10 protein-coding genes are annotated in these 12028 nt (G+C 71.6%); 1 reads left to right on the forward strand and 9 read right to left on the reverse strand.

The features are described 5' to 3' along the window. Window positions 1-2: 2 nt before the first annotated feature. Entirely contained in the window at window positions 3-881 is an 879-nt protein-coding gene (locus ACIHCL_RS29425) for an STM4011 family radical SAM protein (RefSeq protein WP_399866580.1), read from the forward strand. 26 nt (window positions 882-907) lie between these two features. Here the strand turns inward: ACIHCL_RS29425 and ACIHCL_RS29430 are convergent, their stop codons facing one another. From ACIHCL_RS29430 to ACIHCL_RS29470, 9 genes are all read right to left on the reverse strand, one after another. Further along, window positions 908-1873 (reverse strand): endo alpha-1,4 polygalactosaminidase, encoded by a 966-nt coding sequence (locus ACIHCL_RS29430; RefSeq protein WP_399866583.1) that lies wholly within the window; start codon window positions 1871-1873, stop codon window positions 908-910. Next, window positions 1873-2532 (reverse strand): spherulation-specific family 4 protein, encoded by a 660-nt coding sequence (locus ACIHCL_RS29435; RefSeq protein ID WP_399866585.1) that lies wholly within the window; start codon window positions 2530-2532, stop codon window positions 1873-1875. The genes ACIHCL_RS29430 and ACIHCL_RS29435 overlap by 1 nt, the downstream gene beginning before the upstream one ends. Continuing rightward, window positions 2529-3452, reverse strand: coding sequence for an NAD-dependent epimerase/dehydratase family protein (locus ACIHCL_RS29440; protein WP_399866587.1), 924 nt, complete (start codon window positions 3450-3452; stop codon window positions 2529-2531). Before ACIHCL_RS29440 ends, ACIHCL_RS29435 begins: the two co-directional genes overlap by 4 nt. 7 nt (window positions 3453-3459) lie before the next feature. Further along, the gene (locus ACIHCL_RS29445) at window positions 3460-4173 is read right to left on the reverse strand and encodes an NDP-sugar synthase (RefSeq protein WP_399866590.1); all 714 of its coding nucleotides are present in this window, start codon (window positions 4171-4173) and stop codon (window positions 3460-3462) included. A gap of 53 nt (window positions 4174-4226) precedes the next feature. Continuing rightward, entirely contained in the window at window positions 4227-5228 is a 1002-nt protein-coding gene (locus ACIHCL_RS29450; RefSeq protein ID WP_399866593.1) for a GDP-mannose 4,6-dehydratase, read from the reverse strand. 220 nt (window positions 5229-5448) lie between these two features. Then, window positions 5449-7086 carry a hypothetical protein gene (locus ACIHCL_RS29455; protein ID WP_399866595.1) on the reverse strand — a complete coding sequence of 546 codons (1638 nt, stop codon included), beginning with the start codon at window positions 7084-7086 and terminating at the stop codon, window positions 5449-5451. Next, window positions 7083-8678: a GT4 family glycosyltransferase PelF gene (pelF, locus tag ACIHCL_RS29460; protein ID WP_399866597.1), complete on the reverse strand. Its 1596-nt coding sequence runs from the start codon at window positions 8676-8678 to the stop codon at window positions 7083-7085. Before pelF ends, ACIHCL_RS29455 begins: the two co-directional genes overlap by 4 nt. A gap of 104 nt (window positions 8679-8782) precedes the next feature. Further along, window positions 8783-10972, reverse strand: coding sequence for a hypothetical protein (locus tag ACIHCL_RS29465; protein WP_399866598.1), 2190 nt, complete (start codon window positions 10970-10972; stop codon window positions 8783-8785). Window positions 10973-11244: 272 nt separating this feature from the next. Beyond that, entirely contained in the window at window positions 11245-11781 is a 537-nt protein-coding gene (locus ACIHCL_RS29470) for a hypothetical protein (protein WP_399866600.1), read from the reverse strand. Between the last annotated feature and the right edge of the window lie 247 nt (window positions 11782-12028).

Consider the following 12028-nt stretch of genomic DNA (forward strand, 5'->3'; position numbering starts at 1 on the left):
CCATGGACCTGACCATCCTCTACCGCGGTCCGCTCGCGTCCTGCGACTACGACTGTCCCTACTGCCCGTTCGCCAAGCGGCGCGACAGCCCGGAGCAGCTGCGCGCGGACCGTGCGGCGCTGGAGCGGTTCACCGCCTGGGCCTCGGCACAGACCGGCGACCGGATCTCGGTCCTGTTCACCCCGTGGGGCGAGGGGCTGGTCCGCTCCTGGTACCGGCGGGCGCTGGTCGGTCTCGCGCGGCTGCCGCACGTCGGCCGGGTCGCGATCCAGACCAATCTCAGCGGCCGGACGGGGTGGCTGGCGGAGGCGGGTGAGGCCGGGCGGGAGAAGATCGCGCTGTGGTGCACGTACCACCCGGGGCAGACGCCGTACGAGCGGTTCCTGGGCAAATGCCGGGAGCTGTCGACGCTCGGCATCCGCCACAGCGTCGGTGTGGTCGGGCTCGACGAGCACCTGGAGGAGGCGCGGCGGTTGCGTGCCGCGCTGCCGGACGCGGTCTATCTGTGGGTGAACGCCGCGGAGGGGCACGTCTACACGGACGAGGAGGCGGACCGCTGGACGGCGCTCGACCCGCTCTTCCCGTTCAGCCGTCATCCGCACCGTTCGGCCGGGCTGCCGTGCCGGACGGGCGAGTCGGTGATCTCGGTGGACGGCGACGGCACGGTGCGGCGCTGCCATTTCGTCCGGGCGGAGCTCGGCAACCTCTACGACGGGAGCTACCGGAAGGCGCTGCGCCCGCGTGCGTGTCCACTGGCCGCGTGCGACTGCCATATCGGCTATGTGCATCTGGAGACGCTGCCGCTGTACGACGTGTTCGCGGGCGGGGTGCTGGAGCGCATTCCGGCGGGTCCGCTCTCGTCGCTCTCCGCCCGGCCGTGAAACCGGGCGGCCCCTGTGGCGGGCGTTCAGCACGGGCCGCGCCAGACGTCGAGCTTCAGGTTCTTGCTCATCGAGGAGAGACCCAGCCTGCGGCTTTCGGCGCAGAATTCCTTGTTGGGCACGGCGTATTCGACGTGGAGGACGGCTTTGCGCGCCTGCACGAAGGGCCGGTACTGATCGCACTCGTCGTACTGCGCGCACTCCTCGTTGACGGCGAAGTCGAAGACGTCTACCAGGGCGGGGATCTGCGCCAGGTCGTTCTTCAGGCCGACGGACATGCCCCGCTCGTGGGCGAGCCTGGCGATCATGCGGTTGTACGCGAGTTGGTGTCCGGCCTTGAGCGGGAAGCCGGTGTCGTTGGAGTACCCGTCGACCAGGTCCGGCTCCACCGCGTCGAAGCCCTTGGCACGGCACATGTCGAAGCGCTTGGCCATCAGGGGTTCGAGCACGTCGATGCGCCGGATGTCCAGCCAGCGTTCGCCCTCCCAGCCGTTGGTGCCGCCTCGTACCGCAGCCGGGAACGCACCGCTGTCCGGGCGGAAGCTCTCCCAGGCACCGACGTTGATGTAGCAGATGACCTTACGGCCGTCCCGGTGGAGTCGGGCGACATCGGCTGCGGTGTTCTCGAATCCGTCGATGTCGTACACGGGCACGTCGACGCTGGGGTCCACCCGGGTGTTCAGCTGCCACTGCCAGGCCGTGCCGGGCCGGGGCCGCCAGCGCCCGACCCCTTCGGCGGGCGAGGACGCGGCCGGGGGAAGGGGTGCGGAGGCGGAAGGCGCGTGGGAGGCGGAGGAAGGACTCGGGAACGGGGACGATGAGCCGGACGGGGCGGACGAGGCCGCCGGAGTACCCGCGTGCGGCGGGGTCGAGGGGTGGCCGTCGGCCCCCGGAATGCCGGTCGAACAGCCCGTCAGCAGGAGCAGGGCGGCAACCACCAGCGGCGCGCTGCGGGCCGCGTACCTGGACGACGGACGAAGGTTCCGGGTCATCAGGTCCTCCCGAGGAGAGCGGACGGCGGGGCCGCCCAGGGATTGGGCAGTTCACCCGGGACCGGGCAGCACACGGCTGCCCCGCGTTCCCGGGCAGTGCGGACAGCGACGGGGGCGAGTGCGGGGGGCACCCCGTACACGAGATGGCAGAACCGTTCCGGTGGCTTCCGGGTGGTCCAACGGGGACGAACGAAGTCGGTGAGATAGCTCATCCAGTGCCCCTCGAATGTCACGAGCAGATCGGCGATCCGGGCATACCCGGGGGCCGGGTGCACCCCCGGGTTGAGGACGACCGTGGCCGCGCCGCCGCACCGCGCGGCCCGTACCAGCCCCCGGCAGCGACGCAGCCCGGCGGTGGAGGAGGGCGCGCGGTCGAGGAAGCAGCCGTCGGTGTCGTACAGCTCGCGGTGGCGGGCGAGGTCGTCGATCACCGCGGTGGCAGGCCGTTTTCCGTAGTCGAGGTCGACATAGCCGAGGACCCGGGTCCCCGCCCCGCGCAGCGCGCGAGCCACCGCCACGAACGACGGGTCGCGCCACTGGCCGGGGCCTCCGGCGGGGTTGAGCACCACACCGTAGATCTGCTCGGCAGCCCCGATGAGCTGGTGCCAGCCCCCGGGATCGAGGACGGGGTGGGCGTACAGCGGTACGAGCAGGGTCACCGGATCCGGTCCTCGGGTTGTCCGGGGGCCGTGGCTGCCCAGAGGGCGGTGAGCGATTCCCGCAGAGAGTGCCGGGGGGCCCAGCCGAGCGTGGCGCGGGCGGCGGCCGGGTCGGAGCACTGCCAGGACACCTGGGCGGAACGGGTGGACCCGCCGGACCTGTCGGCGGCTTCCCGCACACTGCCCCGGAAGCCGGTCACGTCCGTGAATCCGTGGACCAGTTCTCGTACCGGCACGGCGTGTCCACTGCCGATGTTCAGTACGCCGGGCAGCGGGCCCGGAGCGGTGACGGCGAGGACGACCGCGTGAGCCACGTCACGCGCGTCGACGAAGTCTCGGCACGCGGACAGGTCGCCGAGCCGGACGACCGCGTCCGGGCCGGTGCCCGCCCGCCGCAGTTGCCGTGCGAGTCCGCCGGGCAGACCGGCCGCCGGGGCGCCGGGACCGACCGGGTTGGTCACGCGGAGAACGACGGCGTCGAGCCCGGACGTGGTGACGGCGATCGTCCCGGCGAGTTTGGTGGCACCGTAGAGGCCGGCCGGGCGGGTGGCCGCGTACTCGGTGACCCGCTCGCCGCGCGCGGTCGGACCGTACTCCGCGGCGGAGCCGAGGTGGACGAGCCGGGCTCCGGGGGCGGCTTCGCGCAGGGCCGCGCAGAGCACCGCCGGGCCCCTGGCGTTGACCTCGGCGAGCGTCACGGCGTCGCCTCCGACGGCTCCGGCGCAGTTGACGACCGCGTCCGGGGCGAACGCGGCGATCCGCTCGGCGAGTTCGGCGGTGCCGACCGTGGCGAGATCGGCCTCGAAATCAGAGGCGGGGGTCCGGCCGCCACCGACCAGTCGGACGCCGGGCACGGCGCCCAACTGCTCGGCGGCATGTCCGCCCAGGTATCCCGAGTGGCCCAGGACGATGATGCGCATAGGGGGTTCAAGCTCCCTTGAGCAGGAGGGACCGGTAGGTGGTGAATTCGGCGTTGGCCCGGTCGTAGTCGTCGGGCCGGCCGATGTCCAGCCAGTAACCGTCGAATTCGTAGGCGTGCGGCAGCTCACCCTTGCGGAGCAGGTCGAGGACGAGTTCGTCGAAGCCGAGCGGCAGACCCTGGGGGTAGCCCTCCAGGGTCTTGCGGCTGAGGGCGTACACCCCCATGGACACCCGGTAGTCGATGCTGGGCTTCTCCGTGAAGGCGACGACCCTTCCGCCGTCTGCGGTGAGGACGCCGAAGTCGATGTTCACCTCGCGGGCATAGGTGCTGATCGTCAGGGGGGTGTCCGAGGCCCGGTGGGTCCGCAGGACGTCGCGGTAGTCCAGATCGGTGAGGATGTCGCCGTTCATCACCAGGAAGGTGTCCGGCAGCCGGTCTCGTATCGCGAGGAGCGGGCCGATCGTGCCGAGCGGACTCTCCTCCGTCGCGTAGTCGATAGCCAGTCCCCAGCGCGAACCGTCACCGACGTACGCGCTGATGATGTGTCCGAGGTGTCCGATGGCGAGCGTGCAGCTCGTGAATCCGCCTGCGGCGAGCTGGCGGAGCACGATGTCCAGGATGGCGTGCTGGTCGCCGATCGGCACGAGCGGCTTGGGGAGTGCGGTGGTGTAGGGCCGTAACCGGACGCCCTTGCCTCCGGCAAGTATCACTGCGTGCATGGTGGCTTCCTGTCTCGTGTCGCTGTCGGGTGGCGCGTGTGCGGTCGTGCTGGTCAGACGTTGTAGACACCGGTCTTGTAGCGGGCGAGGTTGGCGGGGTCGCGGAAGAAGTCCGCCGTCGCGGTGAGGCCGCTCTCCAGGTCCTGTTCGGGCGCCCAGCCGGTGGCCTCGCGCAGCCGCCGGGCGTCCGCGACCAGGCGCATGACCTCGGAGTCGGCGGGGCGGATGCGCTGCTCGTCCCCTGCCACGGCCGGCTCGGCCCCCATGACCTTGCCGATCAGCCGGACCAGGTCACCGATCGAGACCTCCTCACCGGTACCCGCGTTGAAGACCCGGCCGACGATGGCCTCGGCGGGCGCGGTGCCCACGGCGAGGAAGGCGCGGACGGTGTCGGTCACGAAGGTGAAGTCGCGGGTGGGACGCAGGTCGCCGAGTGTGATGGTGCGCGAGCCGGCGGCGATCTGACCCATGACCGTGGGGATCACGGCTCGCATCGACTGACGGGGACCGTAGGTGTTGAAGGGGCGCAGGGTGACCACGGGGGTGCCGAAGCTCGCGTGGTAGCTGTCGGCGAGCCGGTCCCCGCCGGCCTTGGAGGCGGCGTACGGGGACTGGGTGTTGATCGGGTGGTCCTCGGTGATGGGGACGGTCCGCGCCGTGCCGTACGTCTCGCTGGTCGAGGTGTGCACCAGCCGGGGGGTGCCGAGGGCGCGGACCGCTTCCAGCACGTTGAGGGTGCCGGTGACGTTGGTGTCCACGTAGCTGTGCGGGGCCCGGTAGGAGTACGGGATCGCGATGAGCGCGGCCAGGTGGTAGACGGTCCCGGCACCGTCGGCGAGGGCCCGGACGGAGCCGGGGTCACGGACGTCACCGAGGACGATGTCGACGTGGTCGAGGACGTCGGGGGCCAGGGACTCCAACCAGCCGTAGGAGGAGAAGGAGTTGTACTGGACCATGGCGCGGACGCGGTGGCCGGAGGCCACCAGGGCCTCGGTGAGGTGCGAGCCGATGAAGCCCTCGGCTCCGGTGACCGCTGCGAGAGGTGCGGATGTCAACGGGTGTCCTTTCGGTCTGAGGTGGTGTGTGGCCGGTGGTCGCGGAGAGGGGTGTTGCGGAGAGAGCGGCTGGACGAAGTACCGGTGGTGCGGTGGTCCCGGTGAACCGTGGTGCTCCGTGCGGCCGTTCGTCGTCCCGTCGCGTTCGTGGATGTGCGTGTGGTCGTAGTACGTCGCCCCCGCATGCCGGGGTGCGAGAGGGGCGGACGCCCGCGCCCGGTCAGACATGGGCGGTGGGTCGGCCGAGCGACCGGAGCGCGCAGACGGCCAGCGCGATCGCCGCCGCGCCGCAGTACAGCCGCAGAGCGAGCGGCCCATCCGGCGCGTCCAGCAGGTGAACGACGGCGACTCCCGCAGCAGCCGTGGCACAGATCCCGGCCGGGAGCCAGGCGATACCGAACGCCTGGAGCAGCAGGGCCGTCCACAGCGTCGCGCCCAGTGCGGCGAGCGCCACGGGGTCGGCGCCGGTGAGCAGCGCCCCCGGTATCAACGGGAGCAGGTAGCACAGCAGGCACAGCGCGAGCACGGCCGCCGACCGCAGTCGGAAACCGCGCATGGTCCCGGTCGCGCGCAGGGCGGACACCGACAGTCCCCGGAAGCGGTACAGCAGCCACTCGGCGGACCCCATGCTGAGGGTGAGGACGACGATCGACAAGGTGTGCCCCTGCCGTGCCGAGAAGGCCACGAGGACCCCGGCGGCCAGCCCGAACAGCCCGTACGGGACGGAGCGCACCAGGGGGCACGGGGTTCCGGGCACCGGCGGCGCCTTGAGTTTCTCCCGTATCACCTGGCCCGCCGCCGCCATCGCCGAGACGAGGGTGAGCAGCGGAATGCCGATCCGTGGCAGGGGGCCGGGCTCCCACCAGAACAGCAGTCCCGCGCCCGGGACGAGCGGGAGGAGCGCGCACAGCAGGAGACGTTCTCTGCCGAGGACCAGCAGGACGCCCGCCGCCGCGAGGTAGCAGGACTGGCCGACCGCCAAGACGGCGGCGGTCCCCGGGCCCGCGACGGCCAGCCCGGTCGCCGACGCCAGGACGGCACCGGCCGGGGCACCGACGAGCATGGTCCGGCCCGCCTCACGCGGTCCGGTGGCGAGCCGCAGATAGGTGCGGTGGCCGAGGGCCTGCCCCCACGCCCAGGAGAGCAGGCCGGCGGCGATCAGGGCCAGGGTGTCCCGGTGGCCGTGCCACATCCGCGGAACCAGCGGATAGGCGAGCGCGGGCAGCGCGAACAGCGCCCCGCGCAGGGCGCACCGGACATGGTCGGGGGTCCAGGGATCGGGGGGCGCGGGCGGTTCGGGGAAGGAGCGCGGCACTCTGCCGTAGAGGTCCGCGGCGAGTGAGAACAGGTCGGGGTGGCCGTACTTGTGCTGGATGACATCACTGGTCAGGCCCTCGGACTCCAGAACTGCCGCGACTTCGTAGGCGTGTACGGCGGGCCCGATCTGCTCGGCCAGCTCGGCCGCGAGCCGGTCCACGGGCGCGTCGGTGCGCGAGCGCTGGGCCGGGTGCGGGACACGGGGCAGCCGCAGGGCGGGGGGCATGTCCTCGGCGGGTACGGGACCGGCGTTCATACCGTTGCGGCCCCCGTCGGCTCCGGGGCCGGCCGTCGGTGACGGGAGCTGTCCCGGTCTCAGGGCGAGGCCGTCTTCGCGCGGGCGGCCGGCCGCCCGCTCCTCGACGGTCCCACGGTGGCCTGCCCTCCTTCCCCCGTCGTGCCTCGTTCCCGTGCCGCCGCGTACCGGTCCGCCGGTGCGCGCCGCCTCCCGGCCCCGGGCCGGTCCGTGAGCCCTGGCGAGTCGTAGGGCGAGGGTGTCCTCGCGTCCGTCGTCCGGCTCCAGGGACATCGGCCCGCTCATCCGGCCATCTCCCCGAGTCCGGCCGTGGCCGGGCGCCCTGCGGGGGCGGCTGCCCCGACCGCGACCAGGCTCGGCAGCCCGGCCGGGGCCCATGCGTGGAGCGCGTCCGCCGCAGGGGCGACGGGCGGCACGGCGGCGCGGCCGGAGCCGTCGCCTGCGTGGAGGTCGAGGTAGATCGCGCGGAAGGTGTCGACGGTCTGCCGGAGGGTGAACTGCTCGATCACCCGCAACCGGGCCGTCTCTCCCATCGCGGCGCGGCGCGGGGGGTCGGCCAGCAGTTCCAGGGCAGCCGAGGCCATCGCGGCCGGGTCGCGGGGCGGGACCACCAGGCCGGCGTCGCCCACCGCTTCCCGTACCCCGCCGACGTCCGTGGAGACGGTCGCGCGGCCGCACGACATCGCCTCGATCAGGGTGAAGGGGAAGCCCTCGCTGATGCTGGAGAGCATCACCACGTTGCCCGCCGCGTAGGCGTCCCGGATGTCGTCCACCCGTCCCTCGAAGGTGACCGCGTCGCCGTGTCCGAGGGAGGCGGCCAGCCTCTCGCACCGCTCGCGGTACGCCTCGCCGCCGCGCGGGGTGCCGCCGAAGAGCCGCAGCGCCGTCTCCGGTCGCGCGGTGCGGACCTCCGCGAACGCGCGTATCAGCGTCTCCAGGTCCTTGATCGGGTCGACGCGCCCGGCCCAGCTGAGGGTCGGGCGGTCCGGTTCGGGTCCTGCCGGCGGGAAGGCCGCGGGGTCCACACCGTTGTAGACGGTGCGTATGAGCTTCGGGTCGGCGCCGCCCTGTTCCTCCCAGAGCCGGTTGTAGCGGTTCCCCGGGGTGATCAGCGCCGCTCTGCGGTACGTCTCCTCGGCCAGCAGCCGGAAGAAGCCGAGGAGGACGGCCTTGACAGGCCAGCGGTACGGGGCGGTCCGGTAGCCGAGGTACCGTTCCCGGAGGTAGACGCCGTGTTCGGTGAGCAGCAGGGGGACACCGTGGAATTCGGCCGCGGCCAGGCCGGGGAGTGCGGCGATGCCGCCGCTGACCGCGTGGGTGACGCCCCGCTCGGGCGGACGCACGGCGAACGGCCGCAGCGCGTGCTCCAGAAGGCCGGTGGCGGTGACGGCGTCGTACAGGGTGGGGCAGGCTTCGCGGACCGGGAGCCCCTTCCGGTTCCAGACGGCGGTCAGGACGCTCACCGCGCGGTCGTCGCGCAGAGTCGGGCTCAGCACGCCGTCCTGTGCGGCGCGGGCCAACTCGTAGAGCCCTGGGCTGAATTCCGCTTCGGCGGTGGGGTCGAGCAGTGCGCTCAGGAAGCCCTCGTACGCCTCCGTGAGCCTGCGCAGCCGACGGCCGCGCGGCACGGATCCGGCGGGGGCCGGTCCCCACATGGGGACCGAGGTGACGTCGTTGACCTGGGCGGGCAGATCCCAGACGGTACTCTCGCGGCCGGTCGCGGTCACGGCGATGATGTCGAACTCGATGTCCGGCATCCCGGAGACGAGTTGGTCGCACCAGACACTCACTCCACCATGGCTGTGCGGGTACGTGCCTTCGGTGAGCAGGGTGACACGCGCGGTGTCGGAACGCGGCGCGGGGTGACGCAGGGGCATGGGTGGGCTCCACGGCGGGAAGGGTGTGGCAGGCGTGGCGGGTCCTGTCCGCCGTGCGACGGACAGGACCCGGTTGCCGGGAGGATGTACGGAATCGCTGTCGTTCAGTGCCCGACGGCGCGCGTCGGCCGCAGCACGGCGGCGGGGACGGGCGGACGGGGGGCGTTCTGCCCCGAAGCCCGCTCCACACCGTGTGCGGGGCGGCCCTCGGCCGGGGTGGCGTGGGGGGTGAGCGCGGTGGGCAGCGTCAGCGCGACGCCGCTCTGCCCTGCGGCCGGTGCGGCCCAGCCGGAGACGGTGCCCGCGTAGGGCTGACCGAAGTCGGTGGCACCGGCCGGATGGTTCTGGAGGCTGCCCGCGGGCATGGTGGCGGTGATCTCGGTGCCGGTGGGGGCGGTCACGGTCACGGCGGCACCGATGCGGTAGCCGCTCGCGCTTCCGTTCTCGACCGCGGTGTTCCAGGCGGCCCGCTTGCGCAGCTCCTCGCCGATGTCCTTCATCCGGAGGTTCACGAGCGGGGTGTTGGTGGCGTACAGGCTCTCGTACGTGTCGAGCACCCCGTCGAGCACCGGGTATCCGATGCGGTCCTCGGCGAGGTTCGACTGGTGGATGAAGTGCGGACGCGGGTCGTTGGCGAGTACGTGGCTCAGCGCGATCCGTGTCTCCAGTGGCACGATGTAGTCGTCGAAGCCGGTGGCGATGTCCAACGGCTCGTCGAGGCAAGTGGTGTTGGGCTGGTCCTCGCAGATGCCACTGCCGCCCTGGGCTCGGCTGGTGTAGAGCCAGTTGTACTCGTCGACCTGCTCGGAGACGTGGCCCGCGTTGTAGAAGATGTTGATCGGGTACCGGGCAACGGTGAGCGCGGGGCCGATCGGACGCTGGCCCGGGTCGCGGGACATGTCGGATCCCAGCCAGGCGATGCCATTGGCGGCGAGCGCAGGGGCGAGATGGGGGTTGTCGTCCGGCTGCTGCGGCGACAGTTTCAGGCCGGAGTGCTCACCGGTGACGAGTTCGCTGCTCGTCAGCGGGAGGTCCGCCCGCTCGCCCCACTGCTGGTTCAGGGAGATCTGCCGGGAGATCTCCGCCTGACCGACGTAGCGGATGCTGCCGTCGGGGTTGGTGGCGCACGTCCACGGAATGACCGTGACGTTCTGCTCGCAGCCGAGGTAGGTGTGTTCGTACGTGTGGTTCAGCCAGCGGAAATCGGCTCGCTTCGCGATGAACGCGTCGGCGGTGTCATCGGTGCCGTTGTGTTCGTCGCGGTACTCGTCGCTGCCGCCGCCGTTGTACGCCAGGTCCATCGTGAAGTTCCGCTGCCGGGACCAGGCGACCGCGTCGCGGACGTCGTCGACCGACATCCTGATCGGGTCGGTGGCGCCTTGGCCCGGCGGGCAGTCCACGTCGCCGGGGGTGCAGTTGAGCGTGGAGTCCCAGCGGTCGTCGGCGGCGAAGACGTCGTCCACGTGGACGGCGAAGTAGTTCCGCGCGGCGCCGAGGCGCACTCCTTGGGTCATCCAGTCGACGATGCCCCGGGCCAGCAGCCGGAACTGCTGCTGGTACTGGCTGTAGACGAAGGTGACCACCAGTTCCCGGCGGTTGTCGTGCCGGTATTCGCCGATGAGCGAACCGCGACCGGTGGAGCCGGGGACCTGCGCGTCGACGTAGGTGGTGAAGTCGGCGCCGGCCGCGGGCCGGGCCAGGTAGCCGTAACTCTCGGCGACCGTGGGTGAGTTGTCCTCGAAGGGGACCGTTCCCCGGAGATAGCCGAAGGGGCCGTCGCTGCCCGCGGCCGTCACCTCGGCCCGCACTCCGTCCAGCGAACCGCTGTAACCGCCGTTGGCGGGGACGGGGACCTGGAGACCCGCCTGGGGCCGGGCATAGGTGTACGCGTCGACCTGCGGGATCGCGTACGTCTTCTCATAGGCGACGAGCGCGGCCATCTCGGCCGAGCCGACGGCGAACGGGTTGTCGTTGGGCAGGACGACGGCCTGGAACTTCGCCCGCGGTCGTCCGTCGACGGTGTCCGCCAGGAAGGCCGCGTCGATGACGGGCCGGCCGGCGCTGTTCAGGTCGACGACGGTGTACGGGGTTCCGGCGCCGTCGAGTTCGGCGGCGATGGCGGCGGTGGCGGGGCCGCCGTCGGAGACGACCAGAACGCGCAGGTCGACGCGGGCCGCGGGTGACGGCTCGTCGGCGAACGCGGTCGTGTACGGCGACGCCAGTGCGAGCAGCAGCACTCCGACGCCGAGCGCGGTCGCACGTAAGGCGCGTTGGCCGCGTGTGGTGCGTTTCATTCGGTGGGTCCCCTCCCCTGGTTGCGCCCGACCGGATTTCCCGGCCATGGGCCTTCCCCCCGGCACGGCATCGACTCCCCCGCGGGGAAGGACGCCGCGCATGACGGTTCATATGATGCGGCAGTCGTGGATGTTTCGTGTGACTGTTGTGAAAACATGACGGAAAAATGTGAGCAATCCCGGGGCGGCTCTCCGACTGCCCCCGAAGACGTGCCCCGGACGGCCCCCGCGCACGGCCCGCCCCCACCGGAGCGGGCCGCCGGTCGGCGCGGTCAGGAGTGAACAGCCCCCGAAGCGGGAGGCGTCGGGCAGGTCACCCGGGCGGCCGGCACATCGTAGGTGCCGTCCTTCACGTTCTGTCCGTAGTTGTACTCGTAGTACAGGTACGAGTAGAACGCGATGTCCGCGTTGCAGCCGGAGTCTGCGGCGATCTGGTACGTGAGCGTCACGGTACGACTCGCCCCGGGAGCCAGCGGGATGGAGTAGCCGAAGCCGAGACTGGTGGAACCGATGCCGGTGCACGAGACATCCGCGGAGGTACAGGAGGTGAAGCTGTACTTCACATCGGTGCGCTGGGAGGTCAGCCAGGTCGGCTGGAGCGACTGGAAGACGAACCAGATGTCCGTCTCCTGGTTGTTGGTGAGCGTCATCGTGATGTCGACGCTCGATCCAGGGGTGACAGTGGGCTGAGCCACGGAGAAGGTGAGGTCAGGAGCGTCGGCACTGGCCGGCTGGGCCGTCCCGAACAGGGCGAGGGCAAGGGCGATGACTGCGGCGAGACCGAAATGTCTCAGCTGTGTGATGCGCATGGCGGGAGGCTAGAAGACGGCCCGCCCCCCGTCTGCACCACGACCGGTCGGCCACTCGCCCCGGCCGTCCGGAATTGGAAGGTTCCCCAACGGAACCGAGCGCCGCCATTCATATGATCGCACCAGGCGAGGAGGGGCATCCGACGGGTGGGAGCGGGCACCGCCGGGCCCCGCCGGGGCTCCGAGAATGACGCGATTTACTCCCGTAAGGGAGGACGGGGGTAAAGAGCGCCCGATATTCGGACAC

This window comes from Streptomyces sp. NPDC052042 (assembly GCF_044548345.1).
Lineage (GTDB): Bacteria > Actinomycetota > Actinomycetes > Streptomycetales > Streptomycetaceae > Streptomyces.

Coding starts and splice junctions, on each gene's coding strand:
- ACIHCL_RS29425 (WP_399866580.1), top strand. CDS start 3: ATGGACCTGACCATCCTCTACCGCGGTCCGCTCGCGTCCTGCGACTAC.
- ACIHCL_RS29430 (WP_399866583.1), bottom strand. CDS start 1,873: ATGACCCGGAACCTTCGTCCGTCGTCCAGGTACGCGGCCCGCAGCGCG.
- ACIHCL_RS29440 (WP_399866587.1), bottom strand. CDS start 3,452: ATGCGCATCATCGTCCTGGGCCACTCGGGATACCTGGGCGGACATGCC.
- ACIHCL_RS29445 (WP_399866590.1), bottom strand. CDS start 4,173: ATGCACGCAGTGATACTTGCCGGAGGCAAGGGCGTCCGGTTACGGCCC.
- ACIHCL_RS29455 (WP_399866595.1), bottom strand. CDS start 7,086: ATGAGCGGGCCGATGTCCCTGGAGCCGGACGACGGACGCGAGGACACC.
- pelF (WP_399866597.1), bottom strand. CDS start 8,678: ATGCCCCTGCGTCACCCCGCGCCGCGTTCCGACACCGCGCGTGTCACC.
- ACIHCL_RS29465 (WP_399866598.1), bottom strand. CDS start 10,972: ATGAAACGCACCACACGCGGCCAACGCGCCTTACGTGCGACCGCGCTC.
- ACIHCL_RS29470 (WP_399866600.1), bottom strand. CDS start 11,781: ATGCGCATCACACAGCTGAGACATTTCGGTCTCGCCGCAGTCATCGCC.